We start from the raw sequence: 21,324 nt of genomic DNA, 5'->3' as shown, positions 1-21,324 counted from the left end.
CCAGGAAGTAAGTCGGTCCGGACATTGTGCTCTACGGTGATAACGCAGGTCGATCATTCTGCGCGCCACTTGCCGAGCCAGGAGGACTCAGATGTCGCAGCGCATTCCCGTACCCGAAGAAGTCGGACGGTTCTACGACCAGTTCACCGTGCTGCGTGACGACACGTCGGGCGAGAACATGCATTTCGGCTACTGGGACAACCCGGACAGCGACATTCCGCTCAGCGAAGCGGCCGATCGGCTCACCGATGTGATGACCGACCGCCTCCGGATCGGGAGGAACAGCCGTGTTCTCGACGTCGGCTGCGGGGTCGGCGGTCCCGCGCTGCGGATCGCCAGACGTACCGGCGCCCAGGTCACCGGGATCTCCATCAGCCGGGAGCAGATCATCCGCGCCGACGCGCTCGCGGCCTCCGCCGGGCTGACACACCTTGCCGAATTCAGGCACGCGGACGCGATGCGCCTGCCGTTCCCGCCCGAGTCGTTCGACGCCGCCATTGCCGTCGAGTCGGTTTTCCACATGCCGGACCGTACCCAGGTGCTGGGCGAGATCCGTCAGGCGTTACGTCCCGGCGGCAGGCTGGTCCTGACCGATTTTGTTGAGCGGGCGCCGATTCCGGCCGCCAAGCGGCCCATTGTCGACCGCTATGTCGAGCATTTCATGATGACCCTCGCGCAGGTCGACGACTACCCGCCGATGCTTCGCCGCGCCGGGTTGCGGCTGGACGAGATCCTCGACATCAGTGAGCACACCGTGCGACAGACTTTCAGTCGTGTCTCGCAACAGATAGACCGCACGCGACAAAGCCTCGAAAGCGAGTCCGAAGCCGAACTGGTGGAGCAGTTCGACCACGCCGACATGGCCGACATCCCGGAGTTCGGCTCCGTTCTGGTCGTCGCTCACAGACCGTGAGCGCGTCGGTCCCTCAGCCGAACGACCGGTGCAGTTCGGACAGCGGCGGCAGGTCGGCGACGAACCCGAAGCGGCCCGCACGCATCTGGGTGGCGCCGTCCATGAAGGCTTTGAGGGCGAGCCTGGAGAGCGCACCGCCGATGCTGACCCGCCGTACGCCGATCTCGCCCAACTGTTCCAGCGTGATCGACGGGTCCGCGAACCCCATCACGACGTTGACGGGCTTGCCCACCGACGAGACCACCGCACGCATTTCCTCCAGCGTGCGAAGTCCCGGCGCGTACAGCACGTCGGCACCCGCTTCCTCGAACGCCTGAAGCCGTCGGATCGTGTCGTCAAGGTCGTTGACGCCGTGCAGCAGGTTCTCGGCTCGCGCGGTGAAGACCAGCGGAACCGGCAGGGAGCGCACCGCCTCCACCGCCGCCCGGACCCGGTCGACTGACAGCTCGAAGTCGTAGATCGGCCGCCGCGGATCACCCGTGTAGTCCTCAATGGACGCTCCGGCCGCGCCGGATCGCGCGGCCAGTTCGATGGTCTTCGCCACGCCGGCGGGGTCGTCGGCGAAACCGTTCTCCAGGTCGGCGTTCACCGGCAACGGTGTGGCGTCGTCGATCGCCCGGACGTTGTCCAGCACTTCCTGCCGGGTCACGTGGGTGCGGCCGACCGTGTTGGCCACGCCGAGACTCGTGCTGGCCAGGGCCTCGAAGCCGAGACCCGCCAGCAGCCGGGCCGTCCCGGCGTCCCACGGATTCGGCAGCAGGAGAGGCTCTGGACGCTCGTGCAGGGCGCGGAACCGCGCGGCTTTGTCAGTCACGGTCCTCACTGTGCCGGGCGACCGGCGATCATTCAAACGCATAGTTCCGCCCGGATCGTGGCGGTGACCGGAGATCCGTCGTCGAACGCCTCACCGGCCATCCGCCACCACACCGCGTTCCTACGAGGTGAAACCTTCCGACGCCGTGATCACCTTGGTGCGGTAGCCGGCCCACCACTCCTCGTCGCCCGGCGGCATGAGGTCGTTGTCTTCACGCAGTCCCACGGACCCGTCGACGAGTTCGCGGACGATGTCGGCGTGCCCGGCATGCCGATGGGCCTCCGCGATCACGTGGACGAGGACGCGGTGCAGCGTCGGTTCGCTGTCGGGCCACCATTCCACATAGCCGACACTGTCCAAAGTGAGCTCGTCGATCGTCCTGTCCGCGTGGGCCCAGGCGCGCTGGTAGAGGCCGACGATGTCCGAACGGGACTCGTCGGCCGTCGCCCACATGTCGATGTTGGGCTCGGCGTCCTTGCGCAGCCAGGGCACCACTTCCTGAACCGGCCGGCCGAACACGTGGCCGAAGTAGAGCAGTTCCACCGTGACGAGGTGCTTCACCAGGCCCAGCAGGTTGGTGCCGGTCGGGGTCAGTGGCCTGCGGATGTCGTACTCGGACAGCCCGTCGAGTTTCCAGACCATGACCTTGCGGATGTCACGCAGGTACGTGTGCAGTTCGTTCTTCATGCCGGTGAGACGGCCGCCCTGCGGCAGAATCGTCGGCCATGAGCGAAGTTTTTCTGCAGCAGGCCCAGGAGGGTGACGCGGAGGCGTTCGCGCGCCTGGTCGAGCCGTTGCGCCGGGAGCTGCACGCGCACTGCTACCGGGTCCTCGGCTCCACGCACGACGCGGACGACGCACTGCAGGACACGCTCATCAAGGCGTGGCGCAAGCTCGGCTCGTTCGAAGGCCGCAGTTCACTCCGCACGTGGCTGTACACGGTGGCCACGCGCGCGTGCCTGGACATCGCCGAGACGCGGGGCAGACGCGCCATGCCGATGGACCTCGGCCCGGCCAGCGAACACGCGGTGCTCAATCAGAACGCTCTGGACGTCGCGTGGCTGGAGCCGTATCCGGACCAGCGTTACGAGCAGCGCGAGGGCATTGAACTGGCGTTCGTGGCGGCGCTGCAGCACCTGCCGGGCAACCAGCGCGCGGCCCTCCTTCTCTTCGAGGTGCTCGGGTACTCGGCGGCCGAGATCGCCGAGATCATGGACACGTCGACGACGTCGGTGAACTCGGCGCTGGCACGGGCCCGCAAGGTCATCGCGGAGAAGGTGCCGTCCAGGACCGAGCTGCGGGCCACCGACGACACCCGCGTCAAGGAGATCGTCGCCGCCTACTCGGGCGCGCTGGAACGTGGTGACGCCGACGCCCTCGTCGCGCTGCTGACCGAGGACGTCACCTGGTCCATGCCGCCACTCGCGGCCTGGTACAGCGGTGTCGACGCGGTCATGGACCACGCCGTCAAGGTGCCGTTCACCTGCGGCTCGTGGAAGCACCTGCCGACCAGCGCGAACGACGAACCTGCCGTCGCCGCCTACCTGGACGGCCGCGCCTGGTCGATCAACGTGCTGACCCTGCGTGACGGCCGGATCGCGGCGATCACGTCGTTCCTCGGGCCAGAGCACTTCCAGCGGTTCGACCTGCCCGCGTCACTGCCGTGATCAGGCGGCTGTAGGAGTCGAGCATCTCGTCACGGTCGAACGTGCTGAGCGTGATCAGCAGTTCGTCGGCCGGCGGCAGCTGGTTCAACGCGGCGACGACTTCGTCCTCGGTGCCGTAGATCTGGCCTTGCAGGCTCCGTTCGAGGCGGTCACGCTCCCGCGGCGTCAGGTCGAGGTCGTCGACCGGCCGCAGCGGCGGGAAAACGCCGTGTGAGCGCGAGTACACCATCGACCAGGCCTCGGGCAGCAGCAAACGCCGTGCCTGCTCGGTGGTGTCCGCGACGGCGACATTCACCGCCAGGATCACGTACGGGTTCGCGGACCGTTCGCGGTACCGCGCGGCCGCCTGCGCCAGCTTCGGGCCGCCGACCACCACCGGCAGGCCCAGATCAGCCGCGATGTCCGCGCCTTCGCCCGTCGCCAGGATGAACGCGGGAACCCGGAGGCCTTCCGCGGGCAGCGCGTGCACGCCGTCACGGCCGCTGTCGAAATACGCCAGCAGCTCCTTCACCTGGGCTCCGAAATCCCGCCCGGCGTCCCTGTCACGCCCCAGCGCACGCCGGACGCCGTCGGTGAACCCGACAGAACGCCCCAAACCCATGTCGATCCGCCCGGGATACAGCGACTCCAGCACGCCGAACTGCTCGGCGACCACCAACGGCTGGTGGTTGGGCAACATCACGCCGCCCGTGCCCACGCGGATCGCCGACGTCGCCGCCGCGATCGCGGCCGCCAGCACGGTCGGCGCCGATCCCGCCACGCCCGGGACGCTGTGGTGCTCCGACACCCAGAACCGGTGGTAGCCCAGCGCTTCGGCCTGCTGGGCGAAGCGCACCGTGTCCCGCAGCGCCTGCGCGTCGCTCTTGCCCACCCGGGTGCTCGAGCGGTCCAGAATGGACAGCTTGGTCGGTGTCACACCAAGGTCAACGCCCTGAGCCGGCGAGGATTCCCCGACGTTGCGCAGACCACGCCGGGGCGAGTCGATGCCTGGGCGGCACGGCCGCTAACTTGGCGGGACGGTGAACCTCCCCCTGGCAGCGTCCGTACATCTAGTGGCGGCTGCCTTCGACAATTGTCCGGCGGCAGACGGAAAGGCGGAGGCGGTACATGACCACGGACAGCGTGCCGAAGTGGCGGCGGATCACCGCCAAGGTGATCACGGCGCTGGCGTTCGTGCTGGTCCTGGTCGCGCTGGTCGTGCCGAACGAGCTGAGCCGGCTCACGCCGTGGGCGGTGCTGCGGATTCCGTTGGAAGGTCTGGCCGGGGTCGCGCTCATGCTCGTGCTGCCGCCGAAGGCCAGGCGGATCACCGCGGCGGTCGCCGGCGCGCTGCTGGGTGTCCTGCTGATCTGGAAGTTCTTCGACATGGGCTTCCACACGACGCTGGCCCGGCCGTTCGACCCCGTGTTCGACTGGAGCTTCCTCGGCCCGGGTTTCGAGTTCCTCGCCGGCGCGATCGGCCAGGGCGGGGCGGTCGCCGCCGCGATCGGGGCCGCGGTGCTCGCTGTCGCCGTGGTTGTCCTGATGGCGCTCGCTGTGATGCGGCTGTCGCGGGTCGTCGTGGGACGGCGGACGGCGGCGACGCGCGCGCTCGCCGTGCTGGGCGTCGTGTGGATCGGGGCGGCGGCGTTCGGTCAGCCACTCGCCAGCCGGAGTGCGGTGGCGTTGGCGTATGACCACGCCCGTCAGATCGGCACGAGCCTGCAGGACGCGAAGGCGTACGACGAGGAGGCGTCGGTCGACGCGTTCCGCGACACGCCGGGCAACGAGTTGCTGACCGGGCTGCACGGCAAGGACGTGGTCATCGCGTTCGTCGAGAGCTACGGCCAGGTCGCCATCCAGGACCCGGTGATCTCCCCGGGCGTCGACGCCGTGCTCGACGCGGGCACGAGCAAGCTGCGGGCGGCCGGGTTCGAGGCCAAGAGCGCCTTCATCACCTCGTCGACCTCGGGCGGCGGCAGCTGGCTGGCGCACTCCACGCTGCAGTCCGGCGTGTTGATCAACAACCAGAAGCGCTACGACACGTTCGTCACCGGCGACCGGTTCACGCTCAGCCAGGCCTTCAAGCGCGCGGGCTGGAAGACCGTCGGTGTCGTGCCGCAGAACATGAAGCCGTGGCCGGAAGGCGAAATCTACGGCTACGACCAGTACTACGACGCCCACACCTCCGGCTACAAGGGCAAGAACTTCTTCTACGCCCGGATGCCGGACCAGTACACGTTGTCGGCGTTCCAGCGCAACGAGCGCGCCAGGACCGACCGCAAACCGGTGATGGCCGAGATCGACCTGGTGTCCAGCCACACGCCGTTCGTGCCGCTGCCGCAGATGATCGACTGGAACGCCGTGGGCGACGGATCGATCTTCATCCCGCAGGTGGAGAACGGCACCAAGCCCGAGGCGGTGTGGAACGACGCGGGCAGGACCAGGGACGCGTACGGCAAGTCGATCCAGTACTCGCTGAACACCCTGATCTCCTACGTGGAGACCTACGGCGACAAGAACCTGGTGCTCGTCTTCCTGGGTGACCACCAGCCCGCGCCTGTGGTCACGGGTGACGGCGCGACCCGGAACGTCCCGGTGACGATCGTGGCGAAGGACCCCGCCGTGCTCGAACGGACCGCGAGCTGGGGCTGGCACGACGGCCTCAACCCGGGCCAGGAGGCGCCGGTGTGGCCGATGCAGGCGTTCCGCGACCGGTTCCTGATCGCCTTCGGGCCGCACCCACTGGCACGGTGAGCCAGTGCCGGTACGGTGCTTGCGTGGGTGAACAGCGGGTTGTGGAGATCTACACCGACGGCGCGTGCAGTGGGAATCCAGGGCCAGGCGGGTGGGGTGCCCTGCTGCGCTACGGGCAGCACGAGAGGGAGCTGTACGGCGGGGAGCCGACGCCCACGACGAACAACCGTATGGAGCTCATGGCGCCGATCAAGGCTTTGGAGACGTTGACCCGGCCGTCGGTCGTGCACCTGTACACCGACAGCTCGTACGTGCGCAACGGCATCACGCAGTGGTTGCCGCGCTGGAAGGCCAACGGGTGGCAGACGTCGGCCAAACAGCCGGTGAAGAACGCGGATCTCTGGCAACGGCTGGCTGCCGCAGCCGAGCCGCACCAGGTCGAGTGGCACTGGGTGAAGGGCCACGCCGGCCATCCGGACAACGAGCGTGCTGACCGGCTGGCCGTGCGTGGGTGTGCAGAGTCGAAGAAATCAGTGGTGTAGCGCCGCTCGCGGACCGAGGTACAACCCGCCGTTGACCTCGATCACCTCGCCGGTGAGACCAGCTGCTGGCCATGTTCGACTCACTGGTCGAGCAGATGACCCCGGACGAGTTCCGCGGATGCGCCTGCATGATGACGCTCGCCGAGTTCCCCGATCCCGACCTGCCCGCGCACCAGGGCGCCGTCGCGTCCAAGACCTGGGTCCGCGCACGCCTGGGCGAGCTGACCGCCCAGCTCGACGGCGTGCGGGCCCCGGAGGCGCTGGCCGACCGGCTGGTCCTGATCTGGGAGGGCGCCAACGCGTCCGCGCAAGCGCTTGGCCTGGACGGTCCCGCGAAACAGGCCCGTGCCTTCGCCGCGACGACGATCGAGGCCGCGATCCGACCCTGATTGCGGCCAGGAAGTGGCCGCAATGGGTCATAGGCTGGTGCCACACCCCGAACGAAGGAAGTGGCCCGATGGACTTCAAGCTCGAACTCGTCGCCGTCCCCGTGTCCGATGTGGACCGCGCCAAGGCGTTCTACGAGCAGGCCGGCTTCACCGCCGACCACGACCACACGGTCAGCGAGGACATCCGGTTCGTGCAGCTCACGCCGCCGGGTTCGGCGTGCTCGATCGCGATCGGCAAGGGCGTGACCGACGCCGAACCCGGTTCGGTGAAGGGCCTGCAGGTCGTGGTGTCCGACATCGAGGCCGCGCACCGGTACCTGACCGAGCGCGGCATCGAGGTCAGCGAGATCGCGGACATGCCATGGGGATCGTTCGTGTTCTTCAGCGACCCCGACGGCAACAGCTGGGCGGTCCAGCAGATCCAGCCGCGCTCAAACGCGTAGCACCGGCCGCCATGCCGCGGACGTGCCCAGGCCCGTCGGCAGCAGAGCCGACGGGTTGCGGCCGCGCCGCAACTCGGCCTCGGTGTACCGGGCGCACTTCCGGTGCCATTCCAGGATTCCCGACATCCAGTCCTTGAGCCCGCCGGCGTACCTGAGCAGAACCTGACGGGTCTCCCCGGCCATTTCGAACTCGTCGAACAGCGCCGGCAGGTCGTTGGCCAGGACGTGGTCGAACTGTTCCCGCCGCGCGGTCATCAGCGCGGCCGTGATGTCACGGGCCTGCCAGCGGTCCACGCCGAGGAACTGCTCGATCACCAGGACGATGTTGTGCAGTTCGCCCTCGAACTCGATCTCCTTCTGGTACGAGAACAGGTCGTTGGTGAAACACGCGTAGTCCATCGCGGCGGTCTCCAGCTCGCGCACCACGCGGGTCCGGTAGATCTCGTCCGGGATCACGTCCCCGTGCGGAATCCGCGCCAGCGCGATCGTCAGGTCCGAGCCGAACGTCCGGCGCCGCATCTCCACGTAGTCCACCGGGTCCGGCACCCGGTTCTCCGCCTGGTTGACCAGTTCCCACAACCAACTGTCGAACATGGACTCCAGTCCGTGGCGGAACTGACGGCGAGCGGGCATCGGCAAAGCCGTGGTACTGCGCTGCCACAGGTCCGCCAGCCCTCGCTCGACGGGGTTCCCCGGTTCCGGAACGGAACCGGTGTCCAGCGGCATGAACAACCGCAGCCGGTCCAAGGAAGCCTTGGCGCCGGCCAGATTGCGCGACGCGCCGTAGACCACGGGGTAGTAGTCGTCGGCGTACGTGCCCCATGCCAGCCACGCCGACGAGACCTTCAGCTGCTCCAGGTCGGAGTCGGCGTGGATCATGGCCGCGCAGTGCGCCAGGTCGTTGATCCGCAACCGGTGCTCGTCCCACACACCGCCCGTCTCGACGCCGGGAACCGAATCGTAGAAACCCATGTCACGGCCCCAGCCGACCAGATACTCCCGCGCAGCCGGCAGGTGCGGGCTGGTCCTGATCGGGTACGGCATGGCGAACTCGGGCAACGGCAGGTGCCCGACCGGCCGGAACGGCGTGAACGAATGCTGCCGCGCCCGGACCTCGAGCCCGAGCCGGCCCGGGGTGATCCCGGCCGTGCCCAGCCCGTTCGGTCCACCCAGGACAGTGGGCGTCCCGGTGACGGCGCCTTCGTTCATGTACCGGCTGGACCGGGCGTGCCACTCGTGCCCGCCCGCCTGCCAGTCCTGCAGGCCCTTGACGTACCCGGCGATCCGCGTCTGCTCGTCGACAAGTGCCTGGGACGCCAGCAGAAGCGCGGGCATCTCGATCGACGCGGTGTTCTCGAACTGCTGCACGCGGGAGGTCAGCAGGTCGTTGACCAGCTCGGCGGCGTCCTGCGTGCCGATGTCGAAGAACTTCTCGAACACCAGCACCGCGTTGGAGTTCTCGCCTTCCTCCCGCACTTCCCGTTGGTAGGAGAACAAGTCGTTGCGCAGGTGCACGGCGTCCGCGAACGTGTCGGTCAGCACCTCGATCTGCCGGGAGCGGGCGAACCGGCCGGGGATCTCGGCCGCGGCGGCGTACTCCACCAGGTTGGCCGACCACGGCGCGCCACCGACCCGGCGGCGCATCTGGATGTACTCGATCGGGTTGGCGATCCGGCCGCGGTTGATGTTGTCGAGCTCCCACATCGACTCGACCATCAGGTTGTGGGTGCTGGTGATGAACCGTTCCCGCCAGTTCGCGGACATCGCGGGCACGGTCCGCGCCCACAGGTCGGCCAGCCCGGCCTCGGCCGGGTTCGACGGCTCCGGCGGCGTCTCGCCTTCCCTGGTCATGAACCGGCCGAGCCGCTCGAGGTACTCGCGTGCCCCGGCGAGGTCGCGCGAGTACTTGAAGTGCTCCAGGAAGTGGTCGTCGAAGAAGAACACCCAGACGTACCAGTCGGTGACCAGATCGAGTGTGGGCCCGTCACAGTCCGGGTGGGTGTACGCGCACATCAGCGCGTAGTCCATCTTGGCGAGCGCGTGCTCGTCCCACACCACACCGCCGCCGGGCTTGGGCGCGTCGAGCATCCCCGTCTCGCGCGCCCAAGCCATGCTGTGTGCTCTGGTGCTCTCCAGATGTGGGTTCAACCTGGCCGGATAAGGCATGTAGAAATCGGGCAAGGTGAATGCCTGCATCGAACGCGCCCACTCCTGTCTCGAACCAGCCAGCCCCACGGACGACCCTGGCACCAAACGGCCGTACGGGGGTACGCCCAGCTGGGCGGATTCGGGCACACGAATGGCTGAATCACCGAGGAAGGCGCGTGCCCTCACTGATGCGTGAGCACGTTGACGATCCTGCCGTTGGGATCACGGACGAAGAACCGGCGGACGCCCCACGGCTCGTCGCTGATCCCGTACACGATGTCGGCGCCGTGCCGGACCATGTCGGCGTGCGCGGTGTCCACATCGTCCACCTCGATCGACAGGTCCGGGCGGACGCCCGAAGGATCGTCCCCGACCAGCAGGACCTGCGCGGCCGGGGTGCTGGGTGACGCCAGCCCGGCCACCCAGCCGTGGTTCATCACCTCTTCGAAGCCCAGCAGGCCGTAGAACGTCGTACTGGCCGGGATGTCGGCGCACGGGACAGCCGGCACCACTCTGCGGATCGTCATGCCGCGACGCTAACGGCGGATTCCCAGCGTGGTCTTGGAAGGAAGGAGGCCGGACCCCACCGCGGCCATCGTCACGGGCAGCACCAGTTCGGCGAGCCTGCCGTGGTCGATGACCGACCAGGGCGCTTCGGCGAGTTCGTCGGTGAGCTGCTCGACGGCCTCCCGGCCTTCGTCGCCCTCCGGCGTGGCGAGCCCTTCGGCGTCCAGCCAGCCGCGCACGAACAATCTGCTCTGCGCGGCCGCCCACTGCTCCGGCGACCAGCCCCGGCTGGCGAACACCTCGACCGGCGCGGCGCCGATCGCGGCGAACGAGACCAGGGACTCGCACGGATCGAGCCCGGCGGTCAGCAAAGCCGTGATGTGCCCGTCACCGCGGTGTTCCCGCAGGATCGTCGCGGCGTGCCACAGCACCAGGTGCGGTTCCTCCGGCCAGGGCAGCGACGCGTTCGCCGCGGCCAGCGGCCGGCCGGCGATGTCGGCCGCCAGCGCGACCTTCTTGACCAGCTCCGCCGCCTCGGTCAGGTCGACGTCCCCGGCCAGCCGGCGCAGGACCTGGTCCATGCCCCGGGTGCGCGCCTCGATCACCGCCGCCGGGGACGCGACGTCCCAGGCCGCGGGGATGTACCTGGCGACCATCCCGGGCGCGAAGCTGTAGAACGTCGCGGTCACCAGCTGCGGGCTCGCGGGCCCGAAAGGCGCGGCTCTGAGGGGGAAATAGGTCGGCCAGCGGGTATCCACGTCGTAACCGAGCTTCGCGAGTTCGGCGGAGACCTCGGGTGCGTAGTAGACGAGCGCGTGGATCGGTTCGAGCAGGTGCCACATGTGCCGCATGGAGAACCTCCGCAATCTAGTCACCGACTAGATTACGAGCCCGGACTACATCTTGTCAATGACAAGATTGCCGGTATCGTGCTGGCATGGCTTATCACCACGGCGACCTGCGCCGGGCCGTGCTCGACGCCGCGCTCGACGTGATCGCGGCGGACGGTCCCAGCGCGATCTCGCTGCGCGGCCTCGCGCGCCGCGCGGGTGTCTCGCACGCCGCGCCCGCCCATCACTTCAAGGACAAGGCCGGCCTGCTGACGGCGATCGCGGTGGAGGGTAACGAACTGCTCGCCGGGTCGCTGGCCGAGGCGATCGCCGAGGACCGGACGAAGCTGATCGACCTCGGCGTGCGGTACGTGCGGTTCGCGCTGGAGCACCCCGGGCACTTCGCGGTCATGTACCGCCCGGACCTCTACCACCGTGACGCGCCCGAACTCGTCGCCGCGCGCGAGCGAACGGGCAGGATGCTGCGTGGAACCGTCAAGGCGCTGGCCGGAGATCACAGTGCCCCGCTGGCCCAGCTCGCCGCGTGGTCCACCGCGCACGGCTTCGCCACGCTGGCACTGGCGGGCAACCTGGACCGGGCCATCGGCGACCAGGACCCGGCGGAGCTGTTCCGCACGCTCGCCGACGTGATGTTCGTCGGCCGTGGCACCATCGGCCCATGACCGAGCTCGAGGAGTACCGCGTCGGGCTGACCGGCTACTGCTACCGGATGCTCGGTGCCCTGGCCGAAGCCGAAGACGCGGTGCAGGAGACGTTCCTGCGCGCGTGGCGCAGGCAGGACCAGCGCCACGGGCAGCTGAAGTCCTGGTTGTACGCCATCGCCACCAACGTCTGCCTCGACATGCTGCGCGGCGCGCCACGCCGGGTCATCGCGATGGACGTCACCGGCCCCTCCCCCGCGGGCACCGAGTTCGGTGCCGTCCTGCCGGACAACGCCTGGCTGCAACCCGTTCCGGACGAACGCGTGCTCGATCCGGCGAACGTGGTGGCGGAGCGGGAGACGATCCGGCTGGCGTTCGTCGCGGCGCTGCAGTACCTGCCGCCCAAGCAACGCGCGGTGCTGATCCTGCGGGAAGTGTTGGCGTGGAAGGCCGACGAGGTCGCCGGGCTGCTCGGCACCAGCGTCGCGTCGGTGAACAGCGCGCTGCAACGGGCCCGGGTGACGCTCGCGACCCGTCCCACCGCGAAGCCGCTCGACGAGGACCAGCAAGGGCTCGTCGAGCGCTACATGAAGGCCTTCACCAGTTACGACCTCGACACGCTGGTGACGTTGCTGCACGAGGACGCCACGTCGTCCATGCCGCCGTTCACCTGGTGGATGCGGGGCCGCGACGAGCTCATGGCGGCCCTGCGCGGCGCGGGGTCCGAGGCGGTCTGCCAGATCTCCACGTTCGTGCCCGCCGGTTTCGCCAACGGCGCGCCGGTCTACGGCCAGTACCTCAAGGGCGAGCCGTTCGCGCTCCAGGTCTACGAGGTCTCCGGTGGACTGGTCACCCACACCACCACGTATTTGCAAGCAGGACACCTTTTTCCGGCTTTCGGGCTGGCGAGCGATGAGTTTCCCGGCACAGGCCCGTCCTAGGTGGTGAAACACAGCCTCCTCGGAAGGGACACTCGTGTCCGACTATGTGACAGTCAACGGCGTCCGCTCGTGGTACGACGTGCGCGGCGACGGTGAACCACTCGTGCTGCTGCACGGCGGCTTCTCCGACTCCCGGGACTTCGACGGCAACCTGCTGAACCTGGCGGGCGGGTTCAGGATCCACCTGCTGGACCGGCGTGGCCACGGGCGCACACCGGACGTCGAGGGCCCGGTCAGCATCGACATGCTGGTCGACGACGTGGCCGCGTTCCTCGAAGAGGTCGTCGGCGGGCCCGCGCACGTGGCGGGCTACAGCACCGGCGGTTACGTCGCGCTGGCGCTCGCGTTGCGCCGCCCGGAACTGGTGCGCAAGCTGGTGCTGGTCAGTACCGCGTACGACAAGGACGGCTGGATGTTCCTGCCGCAACCGGATGCCCAGCTCCCGCCCGAACTGGTCGACCGGTACGCCGAGGTCTCGCCGGACGGCCGTGACCACATGCCTGTGGTGGTACGGAAATTCGCGGAAATGGAGGCCGGGGAGACGCTTGATCCCGCCGGCGTCGCCAGCCCGACGTTGATCCTGCTCGCCGACGACGACATGATCCACCTGCGGCACATCGTCGACATGTACGAGGCGATCCCCCAGGCGCAGCTGGGAATCGTGCCCGCGACCTCGCACCTGTTGTTCTGGGAGAAGCCGGAACTGGTCACCCGGCTGGTCGAGGACTTCCTCACCACCGAGCCCGCGCCGATCATGCCGGTTCGACGTCCGGGTGGGTTTCTCGCCCAGCCACAGCGGTAACCGCCCGCGCGAAGCCGCCTTCCGGCGAGCGCTGGGCGCCATTTGATCTAACGGTGTCCTGTCCGAACTGATGCCCGTTCGGGCAGGTGATCCCGGCCGGAACGCCATAGTTTGGCGTCGTGCCGCCTGAACCCTCGGTACCGACCGCGCAAGCGGCGCCATCGGCACAGTCCGCTGCCGCTCCCGTGCGGCAGGCCGTGCCGATGGTGCCCTCATCACCGGCCGACGCTTTGCTGGCGTTGCAAGGGATGGCGGGCAACGCGGCGGTGGCGCGGATGATGTCCGGTCCGGCGCCGGTCTCGATCGCGCCGCCGAGTTCGCCGGAGTTCCTGAGCCTGGTGGCGGACATCGAGGCCCGCCGGGCCGCGATCGTCGCCCACAGCACGGCTCAGGCGGAGCAGATCCGGGCCGCCGCGGACTCGGTGAAGCAGCGTCACCGTGCGACGGCCGACGCCAAGGCGCTGGCGGTCGAACAGGCGCACGCGGCCGCGCTCGGAGTCGTCCAGCAACACGCGTCCACCGCCCAAGCGACCATCCAGGGCAACCTCGAAGCCGAGCTCGCCCGGGTGGACGCGGCGGCGGAGGCCGAGCTCCAGCGCCTGGACCGCGTGATCGAGGAAAAGCGCGGCGCAGTCGCCCAGCACGCCGAGGACAAGGCCGGCGTGGCCGAACGAACGGGCACCGAGCAGGCCCAACGGGCCACCGACGGGACGGCCGAACGCAGCCGTCGCGCCGAGGAGATCGCCAACGCCAAGATCGAGCGGTACCGCACGCACGACCAGGCCGACGACATCCGCGACACCGTGGAGTCCGCGCGCCGGGACGTGGTCGCCGAGCTCAACCGCACGGGTACGGCCGTGGCGAACAGCGTCCGCACCAAGTCCACCGAGCTCGGCGGGCACTTCCGCGAGGAGGCCGCCCAGACCGCTCGGGACTTCGACCAGCCACGTGCCGACGCACGGGCCCAGATCCTGGAGAACCGCGACCGGACCAAGGACACCCTGCGCGAGATCGCGGCGAACGCGACCGCCCGGATCACCTCGGAGGCCGGCCAGCTCGGTACTTCGCTCCAGGAGGAGTCCGCCCGGCGCGGCGCGGAGATCCGGGCCCAGGCGGCGGTGTTCGACGCGTCCCTCGACGAGTCCGTCGCGAGCACGATCACCCAGCTCGCCCAGCCGGCCGAGGCACTGGCCGACGACCTGGGCGGTTTCGCCGAGCAGAACCAGGACGCCGCGTGCTACCCGCCGTTCGTCGAAGAGGCCCGTGCCGAACTGCTGACCGCCGCCACCGAACGCGAAACGCAGATCGACGACCTGGCCACGCGATTCCTCGGCAGCATGGACCAGACCACGAGCGACGCGGAGACCGCGCTCAACGACCACGCCCAGTCGTTGATCGCCACGGCACAGCAGGCGGGCAACGACTTCGGCGGCCCGATCAACCAGATCATGGACACCACTGCCCAGGAGATGCACGACGCGACCGACGAAGGCGCGCGGAGCATGGGCGTGGTCACCGACGAGGTCGGCCGTGAACTGGACCGCGTCATCCGTGACCTGGACTCCCGCTGGGACGAGCGGCTGCGCGAGCACACCGGGCAGCTCCGCGAGGAGGTCGACACCGCACTGGCGGACGAGGACCGGGCGGTGGACCGGTTCTCCCGGGAGATCGACGTCAGCGTCGACCGGATCGTCGAGGAGAGCGGCTTCTTCGACTCGCTGTGGAACTTCTGCGCCGGTCTGGTCGAGGGCATCTGGAACGGCCTGGTCGGCCTGCTGAAGGGGATCTGGGACGCGATCAGGACACCGCTGTTCTGGATCGCGGTCGCGGTCATCGTCGTCGTGCTCGCGATCGCGGTGATCGTGCTGGTGATCAAGGGCGCCGCGGTGCTGGCCGCGATCGCCGCCGTGCTGGCGTTCGCCGGGAAGGTGCTGCTGGTCATCGGTGTGATCGCCGGCGCGCTGGCCGCGATCTACTACCTCTACCTGGCGATCAGCCGGCCGGACCTGACCTGGCGGCAGCGCGGTGAGCTGGTCGGCCGCGCGATCTTCGAAGCCGGCATGGCGTTGGCCGGCACCGGCATCCTGGCCAGGCTGAAGGTGTTCGCGCAGGTCTCCCGGTTCCGCGCGCTGGTGGCCAGGGTCGGCGACCTGGGGCTGGCGATCAGGCTGGTCAACAAGGTGCCGGACCTGGCGAAGATCGCCAGGCTGCTCGACCTGGCCGAAGCCGCGAACGTGCTGCGGGTGCTGGACAAGGTCGCCGACGCGGACGTGGCGATCGCCCTGCTCGGCCGCGTGCGCGACGTCGACGAGCTGATCTTGTTGCTGGACCGGGTCTCGGACGCGAACAGGATCGCCCGCCTGCCCGAGCTGCTCGACCAGGCCGGTGACGTCCAGCAGCTCACCAGGCTGCTCGACCGGGTCGCCGACCCGGACGACCTGGTCAGGATGCTCGGCGAGGTCGGCGGACCGGACGCGTTGCTGCGCCTGACCGACGACCTGCCCGCCACCGACCTCGCCGCGCTCATCACGACGCACGGCGCGGACGCGGTCCGGTGGGCCGCGACGGAGATGTCCGGCCTGGAAGCACAGGCCCTGCTGGCCCGGATGACGCCCGACGTTCTCGCCGCCATACGGAACGTCACGCCACGCACGGCCACCCGCCTGCTCGACGCGTTCGACAACAGCCTGCTGGCCAGAGTCGTCGCCGAGATCGACCTCCGGGAGCTGGTGCCGTTCCTCGACCAGCAGGAAACCGGGGCGGCGCGGCGAATCCTGACCCAGTACGCCGACGCCGGAAGCTGGGACCGGCTGCGCCGGTTCCTGCGCGGCACGGCCCAGGCAGCCGAGACCGAAGGCTACGCGGCGGCGGGCGCCGACGACATCATCGTGGACAACCAGACACTGTCCACCGTGCGCGCGATGCTGGCGGGTGTGGACTACAGCGCGCTGCAACCGATCGAGCAACGCATGATCCAGCAGCTGTTCGCCCAGCTCCGCCAGCCGCTCGACGCGACCGGCACGCTCGTCCCGCCGAACCAGGCCGCGATCGAGGGCATCATGGGGCGGCTCCGTGCCCCGGCCACGGTGATGGGTGAGACCGGCGTCAACGCGGTGCACAAGCCGCTGGGCGGAGCGGCGACCGACCTCGGCGTGGCCGAACGTCCGGCCGGTCTGGCCGTCGACATCGACCGCAACAGCACCGCCTACCGGCAGGTGCTGGCCGACCTGGAGCGTCCGCCGAACCGGCCGTGGACCCCGTCGAGCACGACGACCCCGACCGCGGTGGGCAAGACGGAAGGCATCCGCGACCGCACAGTCGTGGCCGACGCGTTGTTCGCGCGGATGGAAGGCGGTGGCGTGCCCCGGTTCATGACCGCGGACGGCGCGGTGTTCGAACGGCTCGCCGGGTGGGCCGTGTCGGTCAACCCGCCCGCGGCGGGCAAGAGCAGCGTCGCGACCAGGCTCGCCAGGGCGAACCCGAACGGCTTCGAGATAATGCTGAACGGCCGCACGCTGCTCGTCATCCCGGTAGGACTGTGACAGACATGCCCTCTGCGTACTTCGTCGCCGAACTCGAGTGCCCCGCGTGCGGGACCCGATCCCCCGCCGACGAGTCCATCGAGCTGGTCACCCCGCTCGTGGACGGCGGGTTCTGGTCCGTCGGCGAGCGCGACCCGGACTTCACGTGGCGCAATGTCCGCGTGCACTACCCGGTGCTGCACGAGCCCGCCGAGGGCGAGCCGATCCAGCTGCTGGAAACGTGGGTGTGCCCGTCGTGCGGGTCGGCGAACTGGGCCCGGATCACCTTCGAGGACACCGAGATCACCGCCATCGCCGCAGTGCCGCTGGACGTGCTCACGGTCAGCACCGCGCACGCCATCAGCGAGGACGTGAGCCAGTCGTACCAGCAGCTCACCGGTGAGGAGTTGTTCCCGGGTGGTGACATCCGGGCCGACTTCCGCGAGCGCCTGCTGGCCGCTCTGCAGCGCTAGGTCACGCCGCCGCCAACAGGGCTTGTCCGGTCGGTGTCAGTCTCGCTGGTTCCCGTTCCGACCCGGTGATCAGGCCCGCCTGGGTCAGCCGCATCGCGGCGAACTGGTCGCAGCAGGTCAGGCCGTCGATGCGCAGGCACTGGCCGGAGATCTCACACCGGCCCGCCGCGACGGCGCGCAGCACGGCCCGGTCCCGGTTGCTGATCGTGGTGATCATCTCTGACTCCCTTGTCCGCGGAGAGGTCGTCCCTTGTTCCACCTTCGTGGTGGTCCCTCTCGGTTACCTATTCGTCGAAGAGGCCCCTGCCGGATCGACATCCCTTCGACGGAAAAGAGGGCGGAAAGTTTCCCTCGGATACACGGTTCACACTTCGTGCACGATCGCATACGCTCGGTCGGTGGCGGTGCGGGCGGCGACGTTCCGGTCGGTCCTGGCGGTGGGCGAGTTCCGGGCCATCTGGCTCGCGGAGCTGCTGTCCCAGGCGGGGGACCAACTGGCCCGCGTCGCACTGTCCGTTCTGGTCTACCAACGGACCAATTCCGCCGCGCTGACCGGATTGACGTTCGCGCTGACGTACCTGCCGACGATGCTCGGCGGACTGCTGCTGTCCGGCCTCGGTGACCGGTTCCCGCGCCGGACCGTCCTGGTCGTCTCGGACCTTGTCCGCGCGGTCCTCGTCGCCGCGATGGCGATTCCCGGCGTTCCACTGTGGCTGCTGTGCGTCCTGCTGACGGTCGTGGTCATGGCCAACGGCCCGTTCAAGGCGGCACAACTGGCGCTGCTGCCGGACGTGCTCGACGAGCAGCGTTACGTCGTGGGGCTGGCGGTCCGGAACGTGACCGTGCAGTCGTCGCAGGTCGCCGGGTTCGCCGGCGGCGGGCTGCTGGTCAGCCTGCTCAACCCGCACGTGGCGTTGGCGTTGGACGCGGCGACCTTCGTCCTGTCGGCATTGATCATCCGGCTCGGCGTGCGTTGGCGGGCAGCGGCGATGTCCGGGAAGGAACCGGTCCGGCTGACGGCGTTCGGGCTGGTCTGGCGAGATCCACGGCTGCGCCTGATCGCTTTGGTCTCGTGGCTGTCGTTGTTCTACATCGCCCCGGAGAGTCTGGCCGCGCCGTACGCCGCCGAACTGGGACTCGGTGCGCTCGCGGTCGGCCTGATCATGGCGAGCCATCCGGTCGGCAGCATTGTGGGCGCGTACGTCTACACGCGCTACGTCAGCGAGAGCAACCGGCTGCGGTCGCTCGGGCTGATGGGCATCGCTGCCGGGATTCCCTTGGTGTTCTGTGCTTTCCGGCCGGCCCTGGCCACCTCCATGATCCTTTTCGGACTGACCGGCGCGTTCAGCACGGCGTACACACTGCAATGTGCCGCGACGGCAACACGATTGCTGCCGGACAGCGGACGTGCCCAAGGTATCGGCCTGCTCGCGACGGCAGCCCTTACCGCACAAGGCATCGGCGCGTTGCTCGCCGGTGTGCTGGCGGACCTGTCCGGAGCGTCACTCGCGGTCGCCATCTCCGGCGCCATGGGCGTCGCGGCCGCCATTCCGTTGACCGCCGCGTGGGCCCGGCACGTTCACACGGCCGGTCCTCTGACGTGATCGAGCATCCACGCCTCGGCCTCCGGGTACACCCCGGAACACGCCCACGGCCTGCCGGTGACGTCCAGCACCAGCAACTGGTCGCCCGGATCGAGCTGGGACGCGAGGATGTCGCGGACCTCGTCGAGGTGATAGCCGGTGGACACGAGCCAGACGTTCGACGCCGGGTGCCACCACCGCCCCAACGAGGAGATCATCCGGGCCAGCCCCGCGCCGGGAGCGTTCACCCCCACGCGGGACACCGAATAACAGATCAGCAAGGTGCCCACTGAATCAATCATTCCGTACCGGTCGTGGTTCCGCTGACGGCCAGTTGCGTGAATGGAACCGGTTCGCAGCGGGTATTCCAATGGCCCGACGATGTTGGAGGCGCCATGTTAGCCGTGATCGGTGCGGTTCTGTTCGCACTCGCCCTGATCCTCGATCTCGCGGACGCGAGTATCGGCGACACGATCTCAGCGGGAACGATCGTGACCGCGGGCCTGCTCTGCGTCGCCCTTCATCTGGCCGGTATCGGAACGAGGGCCCGTACCGGCGGCGGGTGGAGCCTGCGTAGCCGCAGGTGAAGCAAAAACACTGTATCCGTACACCCTTCGTGCGTAAGTCGACCACGCACGAGGGGTGTCGTACGTTTGGTCACTGACCGGATGCCACCGACCGCTGGGACAAATTCTCGTCCACATCGCAGGTTTTGCGGGTCCGTTGTTCACGCGACGCCAGGATGAGCGCGATAACCGTGGTCAGGACCGCGGTACCGAGAGCGACGGCCGCGCCGACCTCCACACGTCCGTCCGACGCGTTGGTTCCGGCGTGGTACATGGCCACCATCACCGCCGTGCCGACGGCCGTACCGATCCGCTGCCCGGTCTGCAGCGCACCGCCCGCGGCACCGGCCATCCGCGTCGGCACGTTCTCCAGCGTCATCGTCACGTTCGGCGAGATCACCGCGCCACCACCAAGCCCGGCCAGCAGCAACGGAATCGCCATCCACCCACCGACTTCATCGGGCGGCGCGACCACGGCGACCACCGCGCTCGCCACAAGACCCACGGCCACCACACTCAAGGCGGCCACCGTGATCCGGCGGCCCCACCCGGCCACGAGACGACCGGCGATCGCGGAGGAAACCGAGGAGCCGAGCGCGAACGCCGTGACGACCAAGCCGGACTGCAGTGCGGTGTAACGCAGTCCGGTCTGGAAGAACATCGCCAGCACCACGAAGATACCGGCGAACCCGGCGAAGTAGACCGCGCCGATCGCCACCCCGGACGCGTAACCCTTTGTCTCGGTGAACAACCGCAGATCGAGCAGCGGCGCACGGCCGGTGCCCGCGGCCCGTTTCTCCCACCACACGAACAAAAAGGCCAACACCACGGCGATCGGCAGCAGCCACCACCACTGGCCCAGGTTCCCGCTTTCCACCTGTACCACCGGAAACAGCAGACCGACCACGGCGAGGCCGAGCAGTGCGGCACCCACGAAGTCGATCTCCCGGCGGATTCGCACCCGCCGGCGCTCCTCTCCGGGCAGGACGCGCGCGGCGACGATCAGGGCGGCGACGCCGATCGGCACGTTGACGTAGAACACCCAGCGCCACCCGGATTCCGCGCCGAACGCGGCGATGATCAGCCCGCCCAGCACCGGGCCGACCGCGGTGGAGATGCCGATCGTCGCGCCCATGAACCCGAAGGCCCTGCCGCGTTCCGCGCGGTGGAACATGTTCTGGATGATCCCGGAGCTCTGCGGGGTCAGCATCCCCGCCGACGCGCCTTGCAGCAGCCTCGCGACGACCAGCAGCTCGATCGTCGGCGCCGCACCGGCCAGTGCGCTGGTGAGCACGAACCCGATCAGCGCGAGCATGAAGATGCGCCTGCGGCCGAGCGCGTCACCCAGCCGGCCGCCGGAGACCAGCGTCAGGCCGAACGTCAGCGCGTAGCCGGACACGACCCATTGCACCGCTCCGGCGCCGGCGTGCAGCCCCGCCTGCATGGACGGCAGGGCGACGTTCACGATGCTGATGTCGAGCAAGGTCATGAACCCGACGCCGAGCGTCACCGAGAGCGCACGCCACCGCCGGGGATCCGGTTCTTCGCTGCTGCTGGCCACCCCACCATCCTCGACCTTGGGGTGGAGATCCGCATCAGGCCACGGCTTCGCACGCGAACACCGGCCGGTCGCCGTGGCGGGTCGCGAGACGGCGCGGTACGGCGAACCCCCAGACCGCCGTACCGCGGTCCGAGTACACCTCCTCACCGGCCGCGAAGTCCAGCAAACGTTTCCCGGACCGGTCGGCCGATCTGGCGTTTGGCCAGGTAGAAGGTGTCTTCGTGGGGTTTCGCGCCGGTGTCGACGGTGGAGACGCTCTCGACCACTCCTTGAGCATCGGCCCCGA

23 protein-coding genes are annotated in these 21,324 nt (G+C 69.0%); 13 read left to right on the top strand and 10 right to left on the bottom strand.

Going from position 1 to position 21,324, the window contains the following annotated elements; translation table 11 throughout:
• The first annotated feature begins 91 nt into the window (after positions 1-91).
• Entirely contained in the window at positions 92-913 is an 822-nt protein-coding gene (locus tag GC106_RS14925; RefSeq protein ID WP_173130077.1) for an SAM-dependent methyltransferase, read from the top strand.
• A 13-nt stretch (positions 914-926) separates the two neighbouring features.
• Here GC106_RS14925 and GC106_RS14920 read toward each other — a convergent pair whose 3' ends face one another.
• Positions 927-1,727, bottom strand: coding sequence for an isocitrate lyase/PEP mutase family protein (locus GC106_RS14920; protein ID WP_312872657.1), 801 nt, complete (start codon positions 1,725-1,727; stop codon positions 927-929).
• Positions 1,728-1,847: 120 nt separating this feature from the next.
• Positions 1,848-2,414: a DinB family protein gene (locus GC106_RS14915; protein WP_173130071.1), complete on the bottom strand. Its 567-nt coding sequence runs from the start codon at positions 2,412-2,414 to the stop codon at positions 1,848-1,850.
• Positions 2,415-2,452: 38 nt separating this feature from the next.
• On the opposite strand from GC106_RS14915, the gene GC106_RS14910 reads away from it, so the two are divergent.
• Entirely contained in the window at positions 2,453-3,394 is a 942-nt protein-coding gene (locus GC106_RS14910) for a sigma-70 family RNA polymerase sigma factor (protein WP_173130068.1), read from the top strand.
• On the opposite strand, the gene GC106_RS14905 is transcribed toward GC106_RS14910, so the two are convergent.
• A complete protein-coding gene (locus GC106_RS14905) occupies positions 3,333-4,310 on the bottom strand; it encodes an MsnO8 family LLM class oxidoreductase (protein ID WP_173130065.1) in 978 nt (325 codons plus the stop codon). The two genes, GC106_RS14910 and GC106_RS14905, sit on opposite strands and share 62 nt — an antisense overlap.
• Positions 4,311-4,501: 191 nt before the next feature.
• Between GC106_RS14905 and GC106_RS14900 the strand changes: the two genes are divergently transcribed.
• The 4 genes from GC106_RS14900 to GC106_RS14885 all read left to right on the top strand — a co-directional run bounded on the left by GC106_RS14900 (position 4,502) and on the right by GC106_RS14885 (position 7,444).
• The gene (locus GC106_RS14900) at positions 4,502-6,130 is read left to right on the top strand and encodes a sulfatase-like hydrolase/transferase (RefSeq protein WP_173130062.1); all 1,629 of its coding nucleotides are present in this window, start codon (positions 4,502-4,504) and stop codon (positions 6,128-6,130) included.
• 23 nt (positions 6,131-6,153) lie between these two features.
• Positions 6,154-6,612, top strand: a complete 459-nt coding sequence (gene rnhA / locus GC106_RS14895; RefSeq protein WP_173130059.1) for a ribonuclease HI — start codon at positions 6,154-6,156, stop codon at positions 6,610-6,612.
• Positions 6,613-6,683: 71 nt separating this feature from the next.
• Positions 6,684-7,001, top strand: coding sequence for a hypothetical protein (locus tag GC106_RS14890; RefSeq protein WP_173130057.1), 318 nt, complete (start codon positions 6,684-6,686; stop codon positions 6,999-7,001).
• Positions 7,002-7,069: 68 nt separating this feature from the next.
• Positions 7,070-7,444, top strand: coding sequence for a VOC family protein (locus GC106_RS14885; RefSeq protein ID WP_173130055.1), 375 nt, complete (start codon positions 7,070-7,072; stop codon positions 7,442-7,444).
• On the opposite strand, the gene GC106_RS14880 is transcribed toward GC106_RS14885, so the two are convergent.
• The 3 genes from GC106_RS14880 to GC106_RS14870 all read right to left on the bottom strand — a co-directional run bounded on the left by GC106_RS14880 (position 7,433) and on the right by GC106_RS14870 (position 10,974).
• Positions 7,433-9,640 carry a terpene synthase family protein gene (locus tag GC106_RS14880; RefSeq protein ID WP_173130052.1) on the bottom strand — a complete coding sequence of 736 codons (2,208 nt, stop codon included), beginning with the start codon at positions 9,638-9,640 and terminating at the stop codon, positions 7,433-7,435. The genes GC106_RS14885 and GC106_RS14880 overlap by 12 nt on opposite strands.
• A gap of 134 nt (positions 9,641-9,774) precedes the next feature.
• On the bottom strand, positions 9,775-10,119 hold the full coding sequence (locus GC106_RS14875) for a VOC family protein (protein WP_173130050.1): 345 nt from the start codon (positions 10,117-10,119) through the stop codon (positions 9,775-9,777).
• A 9-nt stretch (positions 10,120-10,128) separates the two neighbouring features.
• Positions 10,129-10,974 carry an SCO6745 family protein gene (locus GC106_RS14870; RefSeq protein ID WP_312872656.1) on the bottom strand — a complete coding sequence of 282 codons (846 nt, stop codon included), beginning with the start codon at positions 10,972-10,974 and terminating at the stop codon, positions 10,129-10,131.
• Between the two features lie 62 nt (positions 10,975-11,036).
• On the opposite strand from GC106_RS14870, the gene GC106_RS14865 reads away from it, so the two are divergent.
• From GC106_RS14865 to GC106_RS14845, 5 genes are all read left to right on the top strand, one after another.
• Positions 11,037-11,612, top strand: a complete 576-nt coding sequence (locus GC106_RS14865) for a TetR/AcrR family transcriptional regulator (protein ID WP_173130047.1) — start codon at positions 11,037-11,039, stop codon at positions 11,610-11,612.
• Positions 11,609-12,532, top strand: a complete 924-nt coding sequence (locus GC106_RS14860) for an RNA polymerase subunit sigma-70 (protein ID WP_173130044.1) — start codon at positions 11,609-11,611, stop codon at positions 12,530-12,532. Before GC106_RS14865 ends, GC106_RS14860 begins: the two co-directional genes overlap by 4 nt.
• 34 nt (positions 12,533-12,566) lie before the next feature.
• A complete protein-coding gene (locus GC106_RS14855; protein ID WP_173130041.1) occupies positions 12,567-13,334 on the top strand; it encodes an alpha/beta fold hydrolase in 768 nt (255 codons plus the stop codon).
• A 119-nt stretch (positions 13,335-13,453) separates the two neighbouring features.
• On the top strand, positions 13,454-16,876 hold the full coding sequence (locus GC106_RS14850; RefSeq protein WP_173130038.1) for a hypothetical protein: 3,423 nt from the start codon (positions 13,454-13,456) through the stop codon (positions 16,874-16,876).
• 5 nt (positions 16,877-16,881) lie between these two features.
• Positions 16,882-17,328, top strand: a complete 447-nt coding sequence (locus GC106_RS14845; RefSeq protein ID WP_173130033.1) for a hypothetical protein — start codon at positions 16,882-16,884, stop codon at positions 17,326-17,328.
• 1 nt (position 17,329) lies between these two features.
• Here the strand turns inward: GC106_RS14845 and GC106_RS14840 are convergent, their stop codons facing one another.
• Positions 17,330-17,545 (bottom strand): hypothetical protein, encoded by a 216-nt coding sequence (locus GC106_RS14840; protein WP_173130030.1) that lies wholly within the window; start codon positions 17,543-17,545, stop codon positions 17,330-17,332.
• A gap of 181 nt (positions 17,546-17,726) precedes the next feature.
• Between GC106_RS14840 and GC106_RS14835 the strand changes: the two genes are divergently transcribed.
• Positions 17,727-18,932 (top strand): MFS transporter, encoded by a 1,206-nt coding sequence (locus tag GC106_RS14835; protein WP_312872655.1) that lies wholly within the window; start codon positions 17,727-17,729, stop codon positions 18,930-18,932.
• Here GC106_RS14835 and GC106_RS14830 read toward each other — a convergent pair.
• Positions 18,908-19,201 (bottom strand): hypothetical protein, encoded by a 294-nt coding sequence (locus GC106_RS14830; RefSeq protein ID WP_173130024.1) that lies wholly within the window; start codon positions 19,199-19,201, stop codon positions 18,908-18,910. The two genes, GC106_RS14835 and GC106_RS14830, sit on opposite strands and share 25 nt — an antisense overlap.
• A gap of 105 nt (positions 19,202-19,306) precedes the next feature.
• Between GC106_RS14830 and GC106_RS14825 the strand changes: the two genes are divergently transcribed.
• Positions 19,307-19,498, top strand: a complete 192-nt coding sequence (locus tag GC106_RS14825) for a hypothetical protein (RefSeq protein ID WP_173130022.1) — start codon at positions 19,307-19,309, stop codon at positions 19,496-19,498.
• Between the two features lie 70 nt (positions 19,499-19,568).
• Here GC106_RS14825 and GC106_RS14820 read toward each other — a convergent pair whose 3' ends face one another.
• On the bottom strand, positions 19,569-21,038 hold the full coding sequence (locus tag GC106_RS14820) for an MFS transporter (RefSeq protein WP_173130020.1): 1,470 nt from the start codon (positions 21,036-21,038) through the stop codon (positions 19,569-19,571).
• 34 nt (positions 21,039-21,072) lie between these two features.
• A complete protein-coding gene (locus tag GC106_RS48785) occupies positions 21,073-21,204 on the bottom strand; it encodes a hypothetical protein (protein ID WP_281368491.1) in 132 nt (43 codons plus the stop codon).
• Positions 21,205-21,324: the final 120 nt, after the last annotated feature.

Source organism: Kibdelosporangium persicum, assembly GCF_013280595.1.
GTDB lineage: Bacteria > Actinomycetota > Actinomycetes > Mycobacteriales > Pseudonocardiaceae > Kibdelosporangium > Kibdelosporangium persicum.
Note: the sequence above shows the minus strand (reverse complement) of the source record. Positions and strands in the feature narration are given on the sequence as shown.

Coding starts and splice junctions, on each gene's coding strand:
- GC106_RS14825 (WP_173130022.1), top strand. CDS start 19,307: ATGTTAGCCGTGATCGGTGCGGTTCTGTTCGCACTCGCCCTGATCCTC.
- GC106_RS14910 (WP_173130068.1), top strand. CDS start 2,453: ATGAGCGAAGTTTTTCTGCAGCAGGCCCAGGAGGGTGACGCGGAGGCG.
- GC106_RS14880 (WP_173130052.1), bottom strand. CDS start 9,640: ATGCAGGCATTCACCTTGCCCGATTTCTACATGCCTTATCCGGCCAGG.
- GC106_RS14875 (WP_173130050.1), bottom strand. CDS start 10,119: ATGACGATCCGCAGAGTGGTGCCGGCTGTCCCGTGCGCCGACATCCCG.
- GC106_RS14885 (WP_173130055.1), top strand. CDS start 7,070: ATGGACTTCAAGCTCGAACTCGTCGCCGTCCCCGTGTCCGATGTGGAC.
- GC106_RS14900 (WP_173130062.1), top strand. CDS start 4,502: ATGACCACGGACAGCGTGCCGAAGTGGCGGCGGATCACCGCCAAGGTG.
- GC106_RS14925 (WP_173130077.1), top strand. CDS start 92: ATGTCGCAGCGCATTCCCGTACCCGAAGAAGTCGGACGGTTCTACGAC.
- GC106_RS14865 (WP_173130047.1), top strand. CDS start 11,037: ATGGCTTATCACCACGGCGACCTGCGCCGGGCCGTGCTCGACGCCGCG.
- GC106_RS14915 (WP_173130071.1), bottom strand. CDS start 2,414: ATGAAGAACGAACTGCACACGTACCTGCGTGACATCCGCAAGGTCATG.
- GC106_RS14845 (WP_173130033.1), top strand. CDS start 16,882: ATGCCCTCTGCGTACTTCGTCGCCGAACTCGAGTGCCCCGCGTGCGGG.
- GC106_RS14840 (WP_173130030.1), bottom strand. CDS start 17,545: ATGATCACCACGATCAGCAACCGGGACCGGGCCGTGCTGCGCGCCGTC.
- GC106_RS14890 (WP_173130057.1), top strand. CDS start 6,684: ATGTTCGACTCACTGGTCGAGCAGATGACCCCGGACGAGTTCCGCGGA.
- GC106_RS14860 (WP_173130044.1), top strand. CDS start 11,609: ATGACCGAGCTCGAGGAGTACCGCGTCGGGCTGACCGGCTACTGCTAC.